Raw genomic sequence first — 19,200 nt, 5'->3', positions numbered from 1 at the left:
GCCAGCGTCCGATCGATGGGGCGGGTTCCTTGGAAAGGGGGGGGGGCGGCGAGGTGCGATTTGTCTGCGCGGAGCCGGCCTGATGGACGAACCCGGGGTTTGGTTTCGTCCCGTGGTTGAGCGGTGCGTTCCGGGAAAAACGGCGCTTCCCCGGAACGCGCCCCGCATCTGTCGAGCTTAGAAGTCGTCGCTGATGACGGTGTGTGGCAACAGCGCCATGTAGTCCTCGACCGAGCCGTTGGCCAGGCAGCACTCGATAATCTTGCGGCCGAGCGGATCGAGGTCGTCTTCGAGGTATTGCGCCAGTTCCTTGTGGAAGAAGTCGGTCAGGATTTGCGCGCCGGCGCCGTAGCCGGCGAGGCCGATTTCCGGCTGCTTCTCCACACGCAGCATGATGCCCGGGATGGTCTGCCCTTCGATGACCACGCTCTTGAGCGCGAAGCCGAGCAGCGGGCAGCGCGACGGCATCACCTGCTCCGGAGAGAACTTGGCTCCGCCGCGACGCGCGAGGTATTCACGGGCGATCCATTGCGGCATGAAGCCGGTTTCCCACGCGCCGATATGCTGGTTCGGCGTCAGGATGTACTTCACCTTGGGAGTGTCGACGATCTGGCGCAGCAGTAGATTGGCCTGATCCACCATGCGGCCGGTGGCGAAGGGCCAGTAGGAGCCGACGCCTTCCGAACTCATTCCCTCGACGCTGACGATGCTCGGATTCGCATGCCCGCGCGGCGCGACGAGGCGCCACAGCCAGGCCAGCGCCGGCGGTAGCAGGTGGAACAGGCCCATGATCCCGTAGGTTGGATTCTCGCTGGTACAGGGCGGGCAGCGCACGCCGAAACTGCGCACGTCGATATTGACCGCGCCCTCGTGGATGTTGGGAACGGCCTTGCGCGGGATGACGACGCGCGGATTCGGGCACGGCTTGCCCGGTGCATCCTCGATGTGCTCCCAGATCAGCGCCGTGCTGCCCGGCTGCGCCTCGATGTTGAGGAACAGCAGCGGCTCGACCGGGTGGATGGTCATCCGCTCCAGGTTGGGGTCGGTGCCGTAGTCGGTGATGTGATTGACGCGGACGAACCAGCCCTGTTCGGCGTCCATCAACGCCAGGCGCCCGTCGTTGCGCGCCAGCGACGGGTGGCACAGCGCCATGTCGTCGGTGACCGGGCGCAGTTCGCAGTTGGCCGGCAGCACCAGCGTGCGGCGCTCGCCGGTCAGCGTATTCACGCCGAGCAGCAGGCCGCCGTCGGACTGGCGATGGACCTGTTCGAGGAGTTCGCTCTTGCCGCCGCCGCTGGCGCCCTCGTGCATGATGCACAGCTTGTTGGCGTAAGGCGTGATCACCTGTACCGCCGAGCAGTGCGCGGTCAGCCAGTCCTCGCGCTCGCCGAGGGTGAGCAGCACGCCGTAGATGCCCTTCTTGGCGCTTGGCCCCGGATACAGGTTATAGCTGAACAGCTCGTGCCGGCCCGGGCGGCGGTTATGCACCACCATCTGCTTGCCCTTGAAGTGCGTGTGGCGGAACGGCGGCGCGACGAAGATCACCGCCTTCGGGTCGAAGTCCGGCGAAATTTCGTTCCCATCGAGAATGCCCTGCAACAAGGCGAGCCCCAGCGCGAAGAAGCCTGCATTCGCCGGCGCCACGACCAGCGCGTCGGTGCCGATTCCCGGCGCCCCGGCGATGAACGGAAACAGCGCCAGTTCCTGCGTCTTCAGCCACTCGAAAGTCTCCGCGCGCAGGGCCTCGAAGGATTCGCCGAACTCGTCCTCGAAGCGCAGCTTGTCGGTCGGCTGGTCGTCGGCGATCAGCATGCACTCGGGATCGCGGCGGCGCATGTACGGTTCGACGTAGTTGGCGGCGATGCCGTTCTTCACGCGGCAGACGGTCGCTTCCACCACCCGGCCCTGGCCGGGCACGTCGTAGGCGACCTCATGCACGCCGTTGACGGCGTCTCGGGTGGCCAGTTCGAACAACTGCTGGCGATTGGAGGCCACCGTGTATTTCGGGCAGGCCGCGAGAATTTCCTGAACGGACTGGGGGATCCGGAAACCGATGTTTGGGGTTTGCATGGTCAATGACTCCAGAAAAGGGAAAGACAGGGAAAGCAGAGAATGGGGGAGGGCTGAGTTCGGGCCGGAGAGCGCCGGCGGCGGGTGGTTGTGTTGTTCATGGTATGGTAGGTTACCATAAGACGCGCAATAGTAAGCAACGCAACTACAGTGGCGGCAGCGCTATTGATTCGGCAAGGAAATGTCTGAATTCGGTCTGAATTCGGTCTGGATTCGTCACCCCGGCGAAGGCCGGGGTCCAGTCGGCGATTGCTCTCCGATACGGGATACCGGCCTGCGCCGGTATGACGAGGTCTTTATGCTTCAGCGTGCCGAAGCAATAATGCAAGGGCGCCGGGTTGGCCGAATGACTTTGATTCTCGCGCATCAATGCTGGCAATCGGCGAGGGCCGGACCTATCATTGCGCGTCCCAAAACGAGGCTTTATCGATGATCATCCATGACTCCCACCGGGGAGCCGGTTTCCTTCTCACCGATTCGGCACGGCTGCTGCGCAAACTGATCGACCGTCGCTTGCAGCCTCTGGGCCTGTCACGGGCGCAGTGGTCGGTCCTGGCGATCCTGTCCAACCACGAGGGGGTGTCGCAGTCGCAGATTTCCCACGAACTGGAAATCGAGAAATCCACCGCCGGCCGGCTGATCGACCAGGTCGAGAAAAGCGGATGGATCGAGCGGCGGCCGATTCCCGGCGATCGCCGCTTGTGGAGCATTCACCTGACGAAGCAGGCGCGGCAGCTCCTCGTCGAGGTCGAGAGCGTCATCCTGCGCGCCCGCGGGGAAATGCTGCGCGGCCTGTCGGACGAACAGCAGCAAGCCCTCACCGATCTTCTGCAGACGGTGAAGTCGAATCTCTCCGGCGCGCTGGAGCTGGATCAGTCGCAGATTGGCGCCGCGAAATTCGACGACGCGTCAGTCTGATTTTCTTCCGCTTTCCCGCGACCGGCTTCCTGCCGTCGCCGTCGGAACAGACTCAGCGGGGCTTGGTCGCCGTGTTCTTGCGTGGCGTGACGTTGAGTCCGGTGGTGTTGTCCAGCAGGCTTTGCGTAGCCACCTGGATGAAGGCATCCAGCCTCCTTTTCAGCTCGCCTTCCTGCTCATCGTGCTTCAGTTCCTTTGCCCGGGGATCGGTCCAGAGCTGGTACTCATAGGACTTCACGGCTTTCGATCTTGATTGGACGACAATCTTGTTGTCGCTGATGATCGCCACCGTCTGGTCGCTTCCCGACGGTTTGATGACCCCGAAGCCACGGTCGCCCTCGGGGAGATTCAGCAGGTCGCGGCCCCAGCATTGATGCCTGACGTTGCCGCCCAGTCGCCCCATGATCGTGGGTACGACATCGACCTGCGTTCCGACGGTGTCGCGCGTTGCACCGAACTTGTGCTGAATGCCTGGAGCAATCAGCACAAGCGGGACATTGAAGCGCGCGAGATTCATCTCCGTCAGTTGCTCTCCACCGCCAAACCCATGGTCGCCAACAAGCACGAAAAGTGTTTCCTTGAAGTAGGGTTCGTTCCGGATCTTTTCGAAGAACTGTCCAAGCGCCCAGTCGGAATAGCGCATCGCGGTGAGATGCTGGTCGAGCGCTCCCTGTCCGGTAACGGATTCCACCGGCAATTTTTTCGGTAGGGCGTAAGGCGTGTGGTTCGACAGGGTTTGCAGGATCGCATAGAACGGTTTTCCGCCGCTGCGTTTCGCCAGTTCCTCGGCGGCGCGCTCGAACATGTCCTGATCGGAAACGCCCCAGGTCGGATCGGAAACAATCGGGTTCCTGTAATCGAATCGCCCGATGAGGTTGGTGACCCCTTGTCGGCCAAAGAATCCCGACTGGTTGTCCCAGGCGAAATCGCCGTTATACACATACAGGTTGTCCAACTGGCGCTCCCCGAGCAACTGCGGCAGGCCCGAAAAATCGTTGCTGCCCTCCGGGGTTTGCATCAGGTACTCGAAACCCGGCAGGTTGGGGAAGCAGGCGAGGGTGACGAACGTTCCCTGATGCGTGTGTGTCCCGTTGGCAAAAAAGCGGGAGAACAACAAGCCTTCGGCGGCGAGCTTGTCAAAATACGGCGTGATGTTTCCTTGCCCGCCCAGCACGCCGACATGGCGCCCGGCGAAGCTCTCCATCAGGATCACGACAACGTTTCGGACGGGGAGGACGCCTTCCTCCGGGGGGGCGTAGTTGCGGAGGATCGCGGCCTGGTCTTCGCCGACCAACGTGTCGCTATCGGTAAGGAGCATCTTGCGCACAAGGCCCAGCGCTTCGGCGGGCGGCAAGTCGCTTTTCCAGATGTTGTCCCGGTGGCTGGACAACAGGCTTTTGGCGGCGGAGAACAGCATCAGGGTTCCATTCAGGCCAAGCTGATTGGCGAAGGTCGACTCCGTGGTGAACGCATCGCCCCAGCGCAAGGGCGGCCCTTGACGCAGGGTCCCGCGCGACGCAACCACAGCCAGCAGTCCGCACATGAAGAACACGACGAGCCTGACCGGCAGCCGGCTCGAAAACGGCCCAGGGATTGCCGGCAAGTCACGGCGGGCGCGCGTGTGCAGATCGATTTTCCGGAACAGCCACGCCAGAAGGCTCGACGCCAGCGCCCATGCCAGCAGGTAGCGCACCACCGGAAACCCGTACCAGATCATGTTCAGGACCGTCTCGGGGTCTTCTTTCAGGTACTGGAACACCAGGGCATTCAGACGCTGGTTGAACTCCCGGTAAAAGTCGAGTTCGATGACTCCCAGGAAGAGCGTGACGCTGGCAAAAATGGTCAGCCAGAGGCGAAAAAAGCCGCGCGCCGACATGGCCCGGGGACTCGGTATGGCAAGGAGCATCGGCAGGCAGGCGATGACGACGAGACGCAAGTCGAAGCGCAGCCCGTTGAAAAAGGCCTCGGCCAGAACAGCGGCCGTTGCACCACCGATCTGCTCCCGGTTGTAGACCAGCAGCGCCAGCCGCAGCAGCGAATACATCGCCATCAGTACCAGCATGCTCCATGCCGTGAACAGCAGATGGTGCCTCAGGCCAATCTCCGGCTTGCTTGCGGGGGCTTGTGTGAAGAGTGGTCTTCTGGATGAGGAGGAATTAGTGTTTTGCATTGTCGAGACGATTCAGTTCGAGGATGCGTCCGCGCCCCTGCTCCGCGACAAGGAAGTGTCCTGGGGCGATCGAGATGATGGTTTGGGCAGAGCGAAGGTGCTTGAGGATGATGTGGGTTGCTCCCGAGGCGTCCAGGCGTAACAGGCGAGCGCCGTGTGTCAGGTCCTCGGTTATCCATAAGCCCTTGTTGTTGCACATGAGAAAGGAAGGAGCGTGGAGGCCGCGCACGGCGATTTCATCACTGCCGCCGGGGCGAAATCTCTTGATCCAGCCTTTCTTCTTTTCCGTATAGAAAAGATTGCCGTCCGGACAGATCGTAATCCCTTCAGGCTCGTCGAGGCCGTCACGCAGCGTCGTTGTTTCCTTTGTTTCCGGATCGTATTTCAGCAGGCGGCCATTTCGCTTCACGTCCTCGACGGCGAACAAGTGACGACCATCACTGGCAAGGCCTTCAATGCTGTTGCCCTCGAACAGTCGCTCGATCTTGTCTTCTCTCCACCAGAGTATGTGGTGTTTCCCGCCCTCCTGGCTGGCGGCGACTCCGTCCTGGAACAAAACCAGGCCATCCGGTTTGGACAACCGGGTCATGATGTTCTTCCGGGTGCCATCCGCTTGTAGCCGGAACACGCCCCCTTTTTGTGTATTGAATTCTTGGGAGACATACAGGTTGCCCTGTCTATCAACAACCATGGCGCTGACTTTGGGAATGTTGTCCAGAAAGACCTTGAAGGACCAACCGTCTTCGGCTTGAACGGGATAATAGTGCTGCCAAGTCAGAAACGAGGACACTCCCAGACCGAGAAGGAGAAGCGCAATCCTCAGCCTGGTGTTTTTGATCCACGGTGGGAAAGACCGCATCAAAGTAATCGCCCTGAAATTATGATTTTTCTTTGGGCAGCTTAAACGAATCTTAAGGCGGGCGTCACTTGAATTGCGTCAACACCGACGGGCCGCGAAGGCGCGGGCCGTATTTCGGGTGACTGTTGTTCGTCGGTTTAGCGCATGCATCACCCCGCGTTGCTCGACGCCGCCCAGATGTTCAGGTTGGCGTCGCTCGCCCAGCGGTCGATTTCGGCCAGTTCCTCGGGGGAGAAGTCGAGTCGCTGGAGCGCGGCGACGTTTTCCTCCAGCTGGCTGATGCGGCTGGCGCCGATAAGCGCCGAGGTGACTTGCGGCTGGCGCAGCACCCAGGCCAGCGCCATCTGCGCCAGCGTTTGTCCCCGCCACTCGGCGATTTCCATCAGCGGGCGAATCCGTTCGAGCGTGGCCGCTTCGAGATAGTTGTCGCGGAACGACGCGGCGCCCTTCGCCTTGCGCGAATCGGCCGGGACGCCGGCGAGGTATTTGCCGGTCAGCAACCCTTGCGCCAGTGGCGAAAAGACGATGCAGCCGATCGCTTCGTCGCGCAGCGTGTCGAGCAGGTCTTCCTCGATCCAGCGGTTGAGTAGCGAGTAGGAGGGCTGGTGCAGCACGCAGGGCACGCCCATGCGCTTGAGGATTGCCGCCGCCTCGCGCGTCTTTTTCGCCGAATAGGACGAGAGCCCGACGTACAGTGCCTTGCCCTGCTGCACGGCGGTGGCCAGCGCGCCCATCGTTTCTTCGAGCGGCGTGTCCGGGTCGTAGCGGTGCGAGTAGAAGATATCGACGTAGTCGAGCTTCATCCGCTTCAGGCTCTGGTCGAGGCTGGCCAGCAGATGCTTGCGCGAGCCGTCGATGCCGTACGGGCCAGGCCACATCAGGTAGCCGGCCTTGGTCGAGACGATCAGTTCGTCGCGGTGTGGCGCGAAGTCGCTGGCGAGGATTCGGCCGAACAGCTCCTCGGCCGCGCCGGGCGGCGGGCCGTAGTTGTTGGCCAGGTCGAAATGCGTAATGCCGAGATCGAAGGCGCGCCGCAGCAACGCGCGCGCATTAGTTGGGTCGGCGCTCTGGCCGAAGTTGTGCCACATCCCGAACGAGAGCGCCGGCAGCTTCAGGCCGCTATGGCCGGCGCGCCGGTAGGGCATCGTGTCGTAACGGGTGGCGGAGGGCATCCAATCGGTGGTGGTCATGCGAGTTCTTTCTGAAATCATTCCGGCGCACCCCGGCATGCGCCGGGGGACGACTACTTCAGCGCCTTCTTACCGATAGGCGTTCTCGAGGATCTGCTTCGTCTCCTCGAACGAGAGCTTGTGGCGATCGAGTTCGAACAGGCCGCCCATGGTGTCGCGGGCGTTCTGCGCGAGCGTCGGGATTTCCTCGCGGCGGATGCCGTAGTCGGACATCTTCAACCCTTCCAGCCCGCTGCGGGCGATCAGCTTCTTCAGTGCGGTGATGAAGGCCGCCGGGCGCTCGCTGGCCGGCAGGGCGTCGACGTTTTCGCCCATCGCCCGCGCCATCGATTCGAACAGGTGGCCGGGGATCTTGTCGAGGAAGAAGCCGAAGTAGGCGACCGAGAGGATCGTCAGGCCGGCGCCGTGCGGCAGGTCCGGATGGTAGGCGCTCAGCGCGTGTTCCAGCGAGTGCTCGGAGGTGCACGACGAGGTCGATTCGACGAAGCCGGAGAGCATGTTGGCGAAGGCCATCTGCGCGCGGGCTTCCTTGTTCGCGCCGTCCTTGACGGCCACTGGCAGCCAGCGTGCGATGGTCTCGATGCTCTTCAGCGCGTAGAGGTCGCTCATCGGCGAGGCGCAGGTGGCGATCACGCCTTCGGCGGCGTGGAAGAAGGCGTCCATGCCCTGGTAGGCGGTCAGGTGCGGCGGCACCGAGAGCATCAGGTCCGGATCGACGATCGAGACCAGCGGGAAGGTGTGGTCGTTGCCGTAGCCGATCTTCTCGTTGGTTTCCTCCTTGGTGATCACTGTCCAGGGGTCGGCCTCGGTGCCGGTGCCGGCCGTGGTGGTGATGGCGATGATCGGCAGCGCACCGTTGAGTACCGGCTTGCCCTGGCCGGAGCCGCCGCCGATGTAGTCCCAGTAGTCGCCGGGGTTCTTCGCCATCATGGCGATGCTCTTGGCCGAATCGATGCTGCTGCCGCCGCCGAGGCCGATGACGAAATCGCAGCCGCTCTGGCGGGCGAGTTCGGCGGCTTCCATCACATGCGACTTGATCGGGTTCGGCTGGATCTTGTCGAAGACGACGCTCTCGGCGCCGTTCTGCTTGAGCAGGGCGATCAGGCGATCGAGGTAGCCGTTCTGGCGCATCGACTTGCCGGCGGAAATGACGATCAGCGCCTTCTTGCCGGGCAGCGGCACGTTGCCGAGCTGGTCGAGCGCGCCAGCGCCGAAGAAGATCCGCGAGGGCATGTAGTGGTTGAATTGCATGGTTTTTGTCCTTTCGTGAAATGGCGGTGCATCAGTAGCGTCACGATGAATCAGAATGCCCTTGGAGAATCCGTCATTCCGGGCTTGACCCGGAATCCAGTGGTGCACCAATGGATTCCGGCTTTCGCCGGAATGGCGTGGCTACCCGTTCTGTTCGTTTTCGTCATTCGCACCGAACGTCATTCATCTTAGTTGGCGGACGCGCCGATACCAATACACATTTCTGCCCCATATTTGCCTTTTTCTCCAGAACGGCACGTTTTAAGAAAAATTTGGTGCAGAATGTTTGCCTGATTTTTCGGTGTGGAGTTTTTTATGCAGCAGTGGCAGCAATGGGAGTCGGACGGGCGTATCGCCGAACTGCTTGGTGCGCTGGCGATCGAGGAGGGCTACACACCCTCGCGGCTCGACGCGGTGCGCTTCGTTCGCGTCAATGGCGCGAAGCCGCGCGAGCCGATCGTCTACGAGCCGAGCATCATCATCATCGGCCAGGGGCGAAAGCGGGTTTTTCTCGGCGAGCAGACCTACGTCTACGACCCGAACAACTACCTCGTCCTCTCGGTACCGCTGCCGCTCGAATGCGAAACGGAAGCGTCGCCGGACGAACCGCTGCTCGGCCTGTGCATCCGCGTCGATCCGGTGGCGCTGGGCGAACTGCTGATGGAAATGGAGGACGATCGTGCGCCTCCGGAGATGGTGTGCGGCCTGTACTCGACGCCGCTGACCGAAGACCTCGACTGCGCCGCGGTGCGCCTCCTCGAATGCCTGCAATCGCCGATGGACGCGCGCATCCTCGGGCCGGGCATCGTGCGCGAGATCACCTACCACGTGCTGCGCGGCGAGCAGGGCGGGGCCTTGCGTGCGGTCTCCGCGCGCCACAGCCGTTTCGGGCAGATCGCCCGCGTGCTGCGGCGCGTGCATCAGGAGTACAACAAGGAACTCGACGTCGAATCGCTGGCGCGCGAGGCGAACATGAGCGTCTCCAGCTTTCACCACAACTTCAAGGCGGTGACCTCGACCTCGCCGGTGCAGTACCTCAAGAGCATCCGCCTGCACAAGGCGCGGGCGCTGATGCTGCAGGGCGACCACAACGCCAGCACGGCGGCCAGCCGCGTCGGCTATTCCAGCCTGTCGCAGTTCAGCCGCGAGTTCAAACGCTATTTCGGCAACAGCCCGACGGGTGAGACGGCACAAATGCGGGCGCTGGATACGTAGCTTGACGCTGAAAACGAAGAGTAAGCTCGTCATTCCGGCGAAAGCCGGAATCCAACGGTGCACCACTGGATTCCGGGTCAAGCCCGGAATGACGGATTCTGATAATTTTTTCGGACATTGTTCCCGGATACACGATGACCCGGCAGATCACCAAGGACACCACCCTCTGCATGTCCCTCGCCGCGCGTCCGAGCAATTTCGGCACGCGCTTCCACAACTACCTGTACGAGGCGCTGGGGCTCGACTATCTCTACAAGGCCTTCACCACCACCGACCTGCCGGCGGCGATCGGCGGCGTGCGTGCGCTCGGCATTCGCGGCTGCGCGATCTCGATGCCGTTCAAGGAAGCGGTGATTCCGCTGGTCGACGAGATGGACGACTCGGCGCGGGCCATCGAATCGGTCAATACGATCGTCAATACCGCCGGCCACCTCAAGGCCTACAACACCGATTACCTCGCCGTCCGCAAGCTGCTCGCCGAACATCAGGTGCCGTCCGGGTATTCGTTCATCCTGCGTGGCAGCGGCGGCATGGCCAAGGCCGTGGCCTGCGCGCTGCGTGACGCCGGTTTTCGCCACGGGACGATCGTGGCGCGCAACGAAAACGCCGGGAAAACGCTGGCCGGACTGTACGGGTTCGACTGGCGGGCAGAGATGGGCGGAGCGACGGCCGACCTGCTGATCAACGTCACGCCGATCGGCATGGCCGGCGGAGCGGAATCTGACTCGCTGGCGTTCGACGAGGAAGCCATCAAGGCGGCCCGCGTGATCTTCGATGTCGTCGCTCTGCCGCCGGAAACGCCCTTGATCCGCCGCGCCCGGGCGCTCGGCAAGCCGGTGATTACCGGCGCCGAAGTGTTCGCCATCCAGGCTGTCGAACAGTTCGCGCTCTATACCGGCGTGCGTCCGGATGACGAATTGTTCCAGCGGGCGGCGGCGTACGCGCGCGGGTAGTGCGCTGGTATCCGGGCAGGGTTGATGCGGTCGATTCGCGCGTGTAGGATTTAATCCTATCGACCTGATGGAGGCAGACATGCGTTCAACCCAACAATTCAGCATCACCCTGCCGAACGAAATGGCCGGAATGGTGAAGTCGATGGTAGCAACCGGTGCCTATGCGACCGAAAGCGAAGTGTTTCGCGACGGGCTGCGGGCGTTGATGGCGCGCGAGCGCGCCATGGAGCGCTGGCTGCAGGATCAGGTCGGGCCGGCCTATGATGCGTTGAAAGCCGATCCTTCCCGGGGGGTGACCCCCGATAGCGTGCGTGCCCGGATTGCCGCCGAACACCAGGCGATGTCCGGCAAGGCGGAATGAAATATCGCGTCGTCTTCTCGCCAGAGGCCGACGAACAACTCGCTGAACTCTATCGATATATCGCCTCGGTGGCATCGCCCGTCGTTGCCGAACGGTACGTCAATGCCATCGTCAGCTATTGCGAGACCTTGGAGACATTTCCGCTGCGTGGCTACCGCGCGACGATATTCGCCCCGGCATTCTCCTCACGAACTACAAGGGGCGGACGATAATCGCATTTGCCGTGGATTCCGAGTTGGTTTCGATCATCGGCGTGTTCTACGGCGGGCAGGATTACCAAACGGCGCTACAGGATGACCTCGACGATCCTGTTTGAACGGTCGGCCGGTCAGTAGCCGCGTCGCCGGTCGACGACACCCTTAATCGGCTGACCTGCCGCCTGCGCGCGCAGGTTGGCTGCGATTTGTTGGACAGCGTCTTCCGCCACCGTGTCGGCGGCGACGTGCGGCGTGACGATCACCCGTGGATGCGTCCAGAACGGGTGATTCTCAGGCAACGGCTCTTCGGCGAAGACGTCGAGCAGGGCAAAGCGCAGCAAACCGGCATCGAGCCGGGCGAGCAGCGCGGCCTCGTCGATCAGCGAACCTCGCCCGGCGTTGATCAGCGCCGCGTCGGCGGGCAGCAGCGCGAGCGTTTCGGCGTCGAGCAGATGCTGGGTCTCCTGCGTCGACGGCAGCACGCAGAACAGCACGTCGGTCTGCGGCAGCAGTTCGCGCAGTCCGGCCTCGCCGTGCAGGCAGCGGACGCCGTCGAACTGGCGCGGTCGCCGGCTCCAGCCGGAAACGCGATAACCGAGCCGCGCCAGATCCTGCGCCACCTTGCTGCCCAGTTCGCCCAAACCGAGGATGCCGACGCGGACGTCGCGTGCCAGCCGGGTCTCGAGCGGATTCCACAACCGTTCCCGCTGCTGCCCGGCGTAGCGATCCATCTGCCGCTGGTAGTGCAGCACGCCGTAGAGGCAATACTCGGTCATCTGCTGCGCCATGCCGGCGTCGGTCAGGCGGATCAGCGTCACGTTGTCCGGTACGTCCGTCCGCTGCAGCAGCTTGTCGACCCCGGCGCCCATCACGAACACCGTGTGCAGGTTGGGGAAACGGGCGAAAAAGTCCTCCGGCGGCGCCCACACGGCGGCGTGCGTCACCGCCGCCGTATCGACCTCCTGCGGCCAGCAGGCGATGGTTTCGTCGGGCAGCGCCTCCTGCAACAGGCGCAGGTAGCGTTCGGGCTGGTCGAGGGTGTAGAGGTAGAGCATGGGCGTCCTCGCAAGATTACGTGAACCACTGCAGGGTGATGGCCGTCAGCACGAGATAACGCCCCAGCTTGGCCAGCGTGACGATGGCAATGAACGACGGAAACGGCTCGCGCAGCACGCCGGCCACCAGCGTCAACGGATCACCGATGAACGGCGCCCAGCTCAGCAGCAGCGACCAGCGGCCATAGCGGTGATACCACCGCTCTGCCTTGTGCAGCGACCGCGGCTTGACCGGAAACCAGCGCCGGTCCTGAAAATGCTCCAGGTAACGACCGAGCCCCCAGTTGATCGCCGACCCCAGCACGTTGCCGATGGTGGCGACGGCGACGAGCGTCCAGGGCGGCTGGTTTCCCGCCACCAGCAGGCCGGCGAGCACCAGCTCCGACTGCGCCGGAAACAGCGTCGCGGCGAGCAGGGCGGCGGAGAAAAGGCCGGAGTAGGCGGCGAAGTCGGTCATTGAGTTTTTTTGGCTCGCCTGAGATCACGATGTTCTGAGGATCAGCAAGCAGTCTGCGAAGCGAACTGTCGTTATGCTCGTGCGGTTTTGATCTCAGGTTTTCGGAGGAGCATGCAGGATCCTTGCAATTCCGGAACCTCGTTGGCGAATTTGCAAGGATGCTATTTCCTTCGAGCTACGACTGCTCCGACCACATCTTCCCGCCCGTCGCCCAGTTATGTCGCTCGACGTCGATGAGGATGATGTCGACGGCGCCCGGATCGCAGCCGAGGACGCGGCAGGTCTCCCTGGTCAGCGCTTCGACGAGTTCCTTTTTTTGCTCGGGGCTGCGGCCGGCAAACAACTCGATGTGCATGGTGGGCATCTTTGGGACTCCTTATTCGTGAATGACGGCGAATTCGTTCAGTGCAGCGCGCTCGGTGTTCAGGGCGTTTTCCGGGACGCTCGGGTCAGCGTAGCCGAGGGCGATGCCGCTGACCAGGCGTTCGTTTTCCGGCAGACCGATGGCTTCGGCGACGACCGATTCGTACTGCACCCAGAAGCCTTGCGGGCAGGTGTCGAGGCCCCTGGCCTTGGCGGCGAGCATCAGCGACTGCATGAACATGCCGGTGTCGAGCCAGCTGCCGACGCCGAGCGCCTTGTCCACGGTGATGAGGAGGCCGACCGGGGCGCCGAAGAATTCGAAGTTGCGGCGGCGCTGGGCGAGCATGGCGCCGGTATCGCCCTTGCCGATGCCCATCAGACCGTACATGGCTTTGCCGAGGGTGCGCTTGCGCGACAGGTAGGGTTCGCCGTCGAGGTTGGAATAGATCACGGAATCGCAGCGGCCCGGTTCCGCATCGTAGGCGGCGCAGACGGCTTGCACGACGCGGTTGAGCGCGTCGCCAGTGACGACGTGCACGCGCCAGGGCTGGGTGTTGGTGCCGGAGGGCGAGCGGGAGGCGAGGGTCAGGATTTCTTCGATGAGGTTGCGCTCGACGGGCTTCGGCAGGTAGCCGCGCGTCGAGCGGCGGGCGGTAACCAGTTGGGTGAAGGCGTGCCAGGGGGTGGGGTCATGCGGGGCGGACATTGCGGCAGGCTCCGTTTTCGATGAAAACCGGCATTTTACCTGTCCGCTGGGTGACACCGTTGTTGAAATGATTGCTGCATATTTTTACCTTAAGTAATTGCTAATGTTCTGATTAAACGCGTTTATTCGTGAACTGAATTCATCCTACAACCCGATCAATTTCGGTTGACACAACGTTGAACAGCCATTAGCTTTTCGCATTGAGAAAAGTTATTTCAGGATGCAGAAAAACAAAATATCGACAATTTGCTCTTAAAATCCCCTTGAGATGTCGTTTGGGGGGGGGGCAGGGGCGTCTTTTCGTCGGTAGTGAGCTTCGCCGACGTCAGTGATAAGCACGAGGGAATTTCGCAGGACCGCAGCAACGGAACGGGTGAAGGGGGGCACGAATCCATCACTCCGGGCAGTTGGGTACGGTCGTGCTTGGTCAGCCAGCAGATTGGCTGAAGAAACCTGTTTTTTTACATTGGGAGTTTTTTTATGGACCTGCTTGGCCCGAACACGATGGAAATCGTGGCAACCGTAGTATTCGCGATCGCGGTGGCGCATACCTTCTCGACGAAGATCTTTGCGCGCATGGCGCGCGTCCAGCCGCAGCATGCCGGTTTGTGGCATCTGCTCGGCGAAGTCGAGGTGGTCTTCGGCTTCTGGGCGTTCGTGCTGATGGCGATCCTGTACGTCACGATCGATTCCGGTACGGTGATCAAGTACCTGGACGGGCTCAACTACACAGAACCGCTCTTCGTGCTGGCGATCATGGTCATTGCGTCGACGCGTCCGGTATTGAGCGCCGTGGCATCCTTCGTCAAGGGCGTGGCCCGGCTGATGCCGATACCGAAGGAGCAGGCCTTCTTCTTTCTTTGCCTGAGCCTGGTTCCCCTGTTCGGCTCGTTCATCACCGAGCCTGGTGCCATGACGCTCGCCGCGTTGCTGCTGCGCGATGTGTACTTCAAGAGCACGCTGACCGAACGAATGAAATATGCCACCCTGGCCGTGCTGTTCGTCAATATTTCCATCGGCGGTACGCTGACCAACTTTGCCGCGCCGCCGGTGCTGATGGTGGCCGCAAAGTGGAACTGGGATACGCTGTTCATGCTCACGCAATTCGGTTGGCGCGCGGCCATTGCCGTGTTGATCAATGCGGCGGGCATTACCTGGCTGTTCCGGGAGGAGTTGCTGGTCAAGGCGCGGATCAAGGAGGATGAGAGAAACGCTCCGCCACTGGTGGTGAGCGCGATTCACATCCTGTTCATGGCGGGGGTCGTGTTCTTCTCGCATCATCCGGTGATCTTTCTCGGCATTTTTCTTTTGTTCCTTGGCTTCACCGAGGCGTACAAGCGCCATCAGCACGAGAAGCTTTTCCTGCGCGAAGCCTTGCTGGTGTCGTTTTTCCTTGCCGGCCTCGTGACCCTCGGCGGCTTGCAGAAATGGTGGCTGGAGCAGGCGCTGGCCGATGTCTCGCCGACGCTGATCTATTTCATCTCGACCGGTCTGACGGCGATTACCGATAACGCGGCGCTGACCTACCTGGGGTCGCTGGTGTCGGGCGTCAGTGCAGAGTTCAAGTACGCCCTGGTCGCCGGGGCGGTCACGGGCGGCGGCTTGACGGTCATTGCCAATGCGCCCAACCCCGCCGGCCTCTCGATCCTGAAGGGGTCGTTCCGGGATCAGGCCGTGAGCCCGGTGCGGCTGTTCCTCTATGCGCTGCCGCCGACCTGCATGGCGATGCTCGCGTTCCTGATTCGTTAGGGACGTGCTGGTTTATTGAAGATTTGTCACCCCGGCCTTCGCCGGGGTGACAACTATTTAAGCGCTTCCTTGGTCTTCCGTTTTCCCCCTGCCTGGTCCAATCAGCAGATATCGACCTGGTAGCGGAAGGTGTTCGCCGCGCCGTGCGAGCGGCGCCATTCGAGCGGCTTGCGGTCGAAGCCGAGGGCGAGTCGCTCGACGACGACGACCGGCTTGCCTGTCTCGATGCCGAGTGCCCTGGCTATTTCCGCGTTGGCCGAATCGACCGTCAGCGTCTCTTTGGCCGAGGCAATGACTTGTCCGCAGTGCGATTCGTAGAACGGGTAGAGCAGGTCGTCGAACTCGGCGAGTTCCACATCGAGCAGCGCGGCGAAACGGGCCTTGGGCAGCCAGATCTCCTCGGCCAGGACGACCTGGCCGTCGATCAGCCGCAGGCGGTCGAGGCGGATTGCTTTTGATTTTGCGCTCAGTCCCAGCGCCGACGCCACGTATTCGGGTGGCGTTTCAACGGTACGCGCCAATACCCGACCTTCGGGGATCTTGCGCCCGCCTTCGCTGGTGAGGTGGCGGAAGAAGCGGAACAGCGAGGCGTCGAAACTCGGGCGGCGGATGAAGGTGCCGCGTCCCTGGCTGCGCTCCAATAATCCTTCCGCGACGAGCACGTCTACGGCTTTCCTGACCGTGCCGATGGCTACGCCGTAGGTCCTGGTCAGTTCCGCTTCGGTGGGGATCGCCTGGTCGGGGCGCCATTCCCCCGCGGTGATCTTCTCCACCATCTCGTCGCGCAATCGCTGGTAAAGCGGGAGACGCGCGTCGTGCGCCAGCTTGCCGGAATTCATACAACCGTCCAGAGGTTCAGAAGGAGGGTAACTCTAGCCGGAGCAGGCGGATTCGTCCATGCCGGAAAATCCAGTTGACACGGGTAATGACCCTGCTTACGATGTGACATCTATTCATGTATATGACTAGACGAATAGCGGTGATTCCCGGTTCTTCGGGAATACAAAAACCGTAGTTGCATCCTTCCAGAAAATCCGGTCGCCTTCGTGGCATCGCGGCAGTATTCCGTTACTGCGTTGGCGGCCCTTTGTGTGCGTGCAGTTTTCATCTCTATAAAGGGAGAATCGTCATGATGAGTCTGATCGTGGTGGCGGCGATCGTGGTTTCGATCGCGCTGGGGTACCGGACGAAGATCAATACGGGCTTTTTCGCGATTGCCTTCGCCTACATCATCGGGTGCTTCGTGCTCGATCTGTCGGCCAAGGACGTGGTGAAGATGTGGCCGATCAGCATCTTCTTCGTCATCTTCGCCGTTTCGCTGTTCTACAACTTTGCGCTGGTCAACGGCACGCTGGAAAAGCTTGCTGGCCACTTGATGTACGGCTGCCGCAAGTTTCCGCACATGCTGCCGTTCGCCGTGTTCCTCGCCGCGACGCTGATCGCCGGGATGGGCGCCGGCTTCTACACGGTGCTGGCGTTCATGGCGCCGATCACGCTGCTGCTCTGCGAAAAAACAGGCATGGGCAAAATGATCGGGGCGATGGCGGTCAACTATGGCGCGCTGGCCGGGGCCAACTTCATGGCCAGCCAGAGTGGCCTGATCTTCCGCGGGTTGATGACGAACGCCGGCATCTCGCCGGATACGGCCTTCGTCAACTCGATCGGTATTTTCGCCAGCACCATGGTCGTTCCCTTCGTCGTCCTCGGCGGGTTGATCTTCTTCACCGATCACAAGAAGACCATGAACGGCAGTGCCATTTCGCTTTCGCAGCGGCCGGAGCCGTTCGACAAGAACCAGAAGACGACGCTGTTCCTGATCGCCCTGATGATGGGCATCGTGCTCGCCGCGCCGCTGCTGCACATGGCGCTCCCGGACAACAAGCTGATCACCTTCGTCAATTCGAAGATGGACATCGGGCTGGTGGCCAGTGTTTTCACCGTGATCGCCCTGCTGCTGAAACTTGGCGACGAGAAAAAGGTACTGGCGATGGTGCCGTGGGCGACGCTGGTGATGATCTGCGGCGTCGGCATGTTGATTTCCGTGGCGATCAAGGCCGGCACGATCCAGCTGCTGGCCTCCTGGATCGGCACCAGTCTGCCGACCTACCTGGTGCCGTTCGCCATGTGTCTGGTCGCAGCGATCATGTCCCTGTTCTCAAGCACACTCGGGGTGGTCACGCCGGCATTGTTCCCGCTCGTCCCGGCGCTGGCGGCGTCCAGCGGCTTCGACCCGATGCTCCTGTTCGTCTGCATCGTGGTAGGCGCGCAGGCCTCGGCGATCTCGCCTTTTTCCTCGGGCGGCAGCCTGGTGCTCGGTTCGTGCGCGACGGAAGAGGGACGCAGCGAGTTGTTCCCGCAACTGCTGTTTCGTGCCGTACCGATCGGTTTCGTCGCCGCCTTCCTGCTCACCGGCGCGCTGATCTTCATTCTTTAGGAGGCACGCATGACTGATACGGAAAAACTGTTGCAGGGCGTCATCGATATCCATATCCACACCAATCCGGACATCCGGGTGCGGCGCCTCAACGACATCGAGCTGGCGACGGAAGCGAAGCGGGTCGGCGCGCGGGCGATCGTCATCAAGTCGCATCTCGTCACCACCATGGACCGCGCGGCGATGGCCCGCGTCGCCGTGCCGGGGATCGATGTATTCGGCGGCATCGTGCTCAATCCGCACATCGGCGGACTCAACGCCATCGCCGTGGACACCGCGATCAAGCTCGGGGCGAAGTTCGTCTGGCTGCCGACGTCGTTCTCGGCCAATGAACGCAAGCACCAGGGCAAGAGCGATGGCGTCGAAACGGTCGTCGACGGCAAGGTCGTCCCGGCGCTGCTGCCGATCCTGAAGATGGTTGCCGAGGCCGATGTTGCGTTGGCGACCGGCCACCTGACGCCGACGGAATCGCTGGTCGTCGTTGAAGAAGCGCGGAAGCAAGGCGTCAGGAAGATCGTCGTCAATCATCCGGAATGGATGACCGTGGATATGTCGATCGACGATCAGAAGCGTCTTGCCGAGTTCGACGTGTTTTTCGAGCGCTGCTACGCCCGCAATGTCGGCGGCAAGTACGACAAGAACTTCCGCCGCAATCTCGACGCGATGGAAGCGCTCGGTTTCGACTCGACGATCGTGGCGACCGACGGCGGTCAGGTCGAGAATCCGGTGTGGAGCGAGGCGCTGGCCGAGTACATCGGCTTCCTCGTCGATGTCGGGGTGCCGCAAACGGCGATCGACCGGATGACCAAGGTCAATCCGGCGACGGTGCTCGGACTCTGATCAGGACGATTTCACCAGCGCGTCGATCTTCGCCGCGCAGATGAAGTCGTTCTCCGACAGCCCGCCGATGGCGTGCGTGCTGTAGCGCACGCGGCACTCGCGGTAGCTCACTTCCAGATCGGGGTGGTGGTCTTCGCGGTGCGACACCCAGGCGGTGGCGTTCACGAAGGCCATCGTCTCGTGGTAGTTCCGGAAGCGGTAGGTCTTGCCGATCTCGTTGCCGGACAGCGCCCAGCCGTCCAGCGTGCTCAAGAGTTGTTCAGCTTCTTCCGTGGTCAACGGTGCAACGCCGCCTTCACATGGCTTGCAGTGTTTGCTGGCGAGATCGCAGGTCGGTGCGTTCATGGTCGTTCTCCTGTGGCCGGTCGTTGCAGCGTTTGATTGCAACAGCCGGCTACAGTTCGACTGCGTG

20 protein-coding genes are annotated in these 19,200 nt (G+C 62.0%); 8 read left to right on the top strand and 12 right to left on the bottom strand.

Annotated elements, in window-relative coordinates:
• Positions 1 to 177: 177 nt before the first annotated feature.
• Together BO74_RS05095 and BO74_RS05090 are read right to left on the bottom strand one after the other, a co-directional pair.
• Positions 178 to 2,070 carry a DUF4914 family protein gene (locus BO74_RS05095; protein WP_496440523.1) on the bottom strand — a complete coding sequence of 631 codons (1,893 nt, stop codon included), beginning with the start codon at positions 2,068 to 2,070 and terminating at the stop codon, positions 178 to 180.
• A gap of 145 nt (positions 2,071 to 2,215) precedes the next feature.
• Positions 2,216 to 2,437, bottom strand: a complete 222-nt coding sequence (locus BO74_RS05090; RefSeq protein ID WP_496440521.1) for a hypothetical protein — start codon at positions 2,435 to 2,437, stop codon at positions 2,216 to 2,218.
• Between the two features lie 62 nt (positions 2,438 to 2,499).
• Here BO74_RS05090 and BO74_RS05085 point away from each other — a divergent pair, with 62 nt between their 5' ends.
• Positions 2,500 to 2,988 carry a MarR family winged helix-turn-helix transcriptional regulator gene (locus BO74_RS05085; protein WP_496440520.1) on the top strand — a complete coding sequence of 163 codons (489 nt, stop codon included), beginning with the start codon at positions 2,500 to 2,502 and terminating at the stop codon, positions 2,986 to 2,988.
• A 52-nt stretch (positions 2,989 to 3,040) separates the two neighbouring features.
• Here BO74_RS05085 and BO74_RS05080 read toward each other — a convergent pair whose 3' ends face one another.
• The 4 genes from BO74_RS05080 to BO74_RS05065 form a co-directional block, all read right to left on the bottom strand.
• On the bottom strand, positions 3,041 to 5,050 hold the full coding sequence (locus BO74_RS05080) for an LTA synthase family protein (RefSeq protein ID WP_496440519.1): 2,010 nt from the start codon (positions 5,048 to 5,050) through the stop codon (positions 3,041 to 3,043).
• 94 nt (positions 5,051 to 5,144) lie between these two features.
• Positions 5,145 to 5,948 (bottom strand): SMP-30/gluconolactonase/LRE family protein, encoded by an 804-nt coding sequence (locus BO74_RS05075; RefSeq protein ID WP_496440517.1) that lies wholly within the window; start codon positions 5,946 to 5,948, stop codon positions 5,145 to 5,147.
• Positions 5,949 to 6,166: 218 nt separating this feature from the next.
• Positions 6,167 to 7,207 (bottom strand): L-glyceraldehyde 3-phosphate reductase, encoded by a 1,041-nt coding sequence (gene mgrA, locus BO74_RS05070; RefSeq protein ID WP_496440515.1) that lies wholly within the window; start codon positions 7,205 to 7,207, stop codon positions 6,167 to 6,169.
• A 69-nt stretch (positions 7,208 to 7,276) separates the two neighbouring features.
• Positions 7,277 to 8,458 (bottom strand): iron-containing alcohol dehydrogenase, encoded by a 1,182-nt coding sequence (locus tag BO74_RS05065; protein WP_496440514.1) that lies wholly within the window; start codon positions 8,456 to 8,458, stop codon positions 7,277 to 7,279.
• 315 nt (positions 8,459 to 8,773) lie between these two features.
• Here BO74_RS05065 and BO74_RS05060 point away from each other — a divergent pair, with 315 nt between their 5' ends.
• The 4 genes from BO74_RS05060 to BO74_RS05045 all read left to right on the top strand — a co-directional run bounded on the left by BO74_RS05060 (position 8,774) and on the right by BO74_RS05045 (position 11,199).
• Positions 8,774 to 9,673: an AraC family transcriptional regulator gene (locus tag BO74_RS05060; RefSeq protein ID WP_496440513.1), complete on the top strand. Its 900-nt coding sequence runs from the start codon at positions 8,774 to 8,776 to the stop codon at positions 9,671 to 9,673.
• Positions 9,674 to 9,807: 134 nt separating this feature from the next.
• Complete coding sequence (locus tag BO74_RS05055; protein ID WP_496440512.1) at positions 9,808 to 10,626, top strand: shikimate 5-dehydrogenase; 819 nt, start codon at positions 9,808 to 9,810, stop codon at positions 10,624 to 10,626.
• A gap of 79 nt (positions 10,627 to 10,705) precedes the next feature.
• Positions 10,706 to 10,987 (top strand): ribbon-helix-helix domain-containing protein, encoded by a 282-nt coding sequence (locus BO74_RS05050; protein ID WP_496440510.1) that lies wholly within the window; start codon positions 10,706 to 10,708, stop codon positions 10,985 to 10,987.
• Positions 10,984 to 11,199: a type II toxin-antitoxin system RelE/ParE family toxin gene (locus BO74_RS05045; protein WP_496440509.1), complete on the top strand. Its 216-nt coding sequence runs from the start codon at positions 10,984 to 10,986 to the stop codon at positions 11,197 to 11,199. Before BO74_RS05050 ends, BO74_RS05045 begins: the two co-directional genes overlap by 4 nt.
• Before the next feature lie 116 nt (positions 11,200 to 11,315).
• Here the strand turns inward: BO74_RS05045 and BO74_RS05040 are convergent, their stop codons facing one another.
• The 4 genes from BO74_RS05040 to BO74_RS05025 all read right to left on the bottom strand — a co-directional run bounded on the left by BO74_RS05040 (position 11,316) and on the right by BO74_RS05025 (position 13,765).
• A complete protein-coding gene (locus tag BO74_RS05040; RefSeq protein ID WP_496440507.1) occupies positions 11,316 to 12,239 on the bottom strand; it encodes a 2-hydroxyacid dehydrogenase in 924 nt (307 codons plus the stop codon).
• 16 nt (positions 12,240 to 12,255) lie between these two features.
• The gene (locus BO74_RS05035; RefSeq protein ID WP_496440505.1) at positions 12,256 to 12,696 is read right to left on the bottom strand and encodes a YqaA family protein; all 441 of its coding nucleotides are present in this window, start codon (positions 12,694 to 12,696) and stop codon (positions 12,256 to 12,258) included.
• Between the two features lie 175 nt (positions 12,697 to 12,871).
• Positions 12,872 to 13,060 carry a 4-oxalocrotonate tautomerase gene (locus BO74_RS05030; RefSeq protein WP_496440503.1) on the bottom strand — a complete coding sequence of 63 codons (189 nt, stop codon included), beginning with the start codon at positions 13,058 to 13,060 and terminating at the stop codon, positions 12,872 to 12,874.
• Between the two features lie 12 nt (positions 13,061 to 13,072).
• Positions 13,073 to 13,765: a nitroreductase gene (locus BO74_RS05025; RefSeq protein WP_496440501.1), complete on the bottom strand. Its 693-nt coding sequence runs from the start codon at positions 13,763 to 13,765 to the stop codon at positions 13,073 to 13,075.
• A gap of 480 nt (positions 13,766 to 14,245) precedes the next feature.
• On the opposite strand from BO74_RS05025, the gene BO74_RS05020 reads away from it, so the two are divergent.
• Complete coding sequence (locus BO74_RS05020) at positions 14,246 to 15,514, top strand: putative Na+/H+ antiporter (protein ID WP_496440500.1); 1,269 nt, start codon at positions 14,246 to 14,248, stop codon at positions 15,512 to 15,514.
• A 101-nt stretch (positions 15,515 to 15,615) separates the two neighbouring features.
• On the opposite strand, the gene BO74_RS05015 is transcribed toward BO74_RS05020, so the two are convergent.
• On the bottom strand, positions 15,616 to 16,353 hold the full coding sequence (locus BO74_RS05015; protein ID WP_496440499.1) for a GntR family transcriptional regulator: 738 nt from the start codon (positions 16,351 to 16,353) through the stop codon (positions 15,616 to 15,618).
• Between the two features lie 290 nt (positions 16,354 to 16,643).
• Here BO74_RS05015 and BO74_RS05010 point away from each other — a divergent pair, with 290 nt between their 5' ends.
• Both BO74_RS05010 and BO74_RS05005 read left to right on the top strand, forming a co-directional pair.
• Positions 16,644 to 17,948, top strand: a complete 1,305-nt coding sequence (locus BO74_RS05010) for an SLC13 family permease (protein WP_496440498.1) — start codon at positions 16,644 to 16,646, stop codon at positions 17,946 to 17,948.
• A 9-nt stretch (positions 17,949 to 17,957) separates the two neighbouring features.
• Complete coding sequence (locus BO74_RS05005; RefSeq protein WP_496440496.1) at positions 17,958 to 18,788, top strand: DUF6282 family protein; 831 nt, start codon at positions 17,958 to 17,960, stop codon at positions 18,786 to 18,788.
• Here BO74_RS05005 and BO74_RS05000 read toward each other — a convergent pair whose 3' ends face one another.
• Positions 18,789 to 19,133: a 4a-hydroxytetrahydrobiopterin dehydratase gene (locus BO74_RS05000; RefSeq protein ID WP_496440495.1), complete on the bottom strand. Its 345-nt coding sequence runs from the start codon at positions 19,131 to 19,133 to the stop codon at positions 18,789 to 18,791.
• Between the last annotated feature and the right edge of the window lie 67 nt (positions 19,134 to 19,200).

Source organism: Propionivibrio pelophilus DSM 12018, assembly GCF_059569095.1.
The sequence above is the reverse complement of the archived record's forward strand: the minus strand, read 5'-3'. Positions and strand labels throughout refer to the sequence as shown.

Bases quoted from the DNA above. Each gene is read 5' to 3' on its own strand.
- BO74_RS05095 (WP_496440523.1), bottom strand. From the start codon at position 2,070: ATGCAAACCCCAAACATCGGTTTCCGGATCCCCCAGTCCGTTCAGGAA.
- BO74_RS05090 (WP_496440521.1), bottom strand. From the start codon at position 2,437: ATGCGCGAGAATCAAAGTCATTCGGCCAACCCGGCGCCCTTGCATTAT.
- BO74_RS05085 (WP_496440520.1), top strand. From the start codon at position 2,500: ATGATCATCCATGACTCCCACCGGGGAGCCGGTTTCCTTCTCACCGAT.
- BO74_RS05080 (WP_496440519.1), bottom strand. From the start codon at position 5,050: ATGCTGGTACTGATGGCGATGTATTCGCTGCTGCGGCTGGCGCTGCTG.
- mgrA (WP_496440515.1), bottom strand. From the start codon at position 7,207: ATGACCACCACCGATTGGATGCCCTCCGCCACCCGTTACGACACGATG.
- BO74_RS05065 (WP_496440514.1), bottom strand. From the start codon at position 8,458: ATGCAATTCAACCACTACATGCCCTCGCGGATCTTCTTCGGCGCTGGC.
- BO74_RS05060 (WP_496440513.1), top strand. From the start codon at position 8,774: ATGCAGCAGTGGCAGCAATGGGAGTCGGACGGGCGTATCGCCGAACTG.
- BO74_RS05055 (WP_496440512.1), top strand. From the start codon at position 9,808: ATGACCCGGCAGATCACCAAGGACACCACCCTCTGCATGTCCCTCGCC.
- BO74_RS05050 (WP_496440510.1), top strand. From the start codon at position 10,706: ATGCGTTCAACCCAACAATTCAGCATCACCCTGCCGAACGAAATGGCC.
- BO74_RS05045 (WP_496440509.1), top strand. From the start codon at position 10,984: ATGAAATATCGCGTCGTCTTCTCGCCAGAGGCCGACGAACAACTCGCT.
- BO74_RS05040 (WP_496440507.1), bottom strand. From the start codon at position 12,239: ATGCTCTACCTCTACACCCTCGACCAGCCCGAACGCTACCTGCGCCTG.
- BO74_RS05035 (WP_496440505.1), bottom strand. From the start codon at position 12,696: ATGACCGACTTCGCCGCCTACTCCGGCCTTTTCTCCGCCGCCCTGCTC.
- BO74_RS05030 (WP_496440503.1), bottom strand. From the start codon at position 13,060: ATGCCCACCATGCACATCGAGTTGTTTGCCGGCCGCAGCCCCGAGCAA.
- BO74_RS05025 (WP_496440501.1), bottom strand. From the start codon at position 13,765: ATGTCCGCCCCGCATGACCCCACCCCCTGGCACGCCTTCACCCAACTG.
- BO74_RS05020 (WP_496440500.1), top strand. From the start codon at position 14,246: ATGGACCTGCTTGGCCCGAACACGATGGAAATCGTGGCAACCGTAGTA.
- BO74_RS05015 (WP_496440499.1), bottom strand. From the start codon at position 16,353: ATGAATTCCGGCAAGCTGGCGCACGACGCGCGTCTCCCGCTTTACCAG.
- BO74_RS05010 (WP_496440498.1), top strand. From the start codon at position 16,644: ATGATGAGTCTGATCGTGGTGGCGGCGATCGTGGTTTCGATCGCGCTG.
- BO74_RS05005 (WP_496440496.1), top strand. From the start codon at position 17,958: ATGACTGATACGGAAAAACTGTTGCAGGGCGTCATCGATATCCATATC.
- BO74_RS05000 (WP_496440495.1), bottom strand. From the start codon at position 19,133: ATGAACGCACCGACCTGCGATCTCGCCAGCAAACACTGCAAGCCATGT.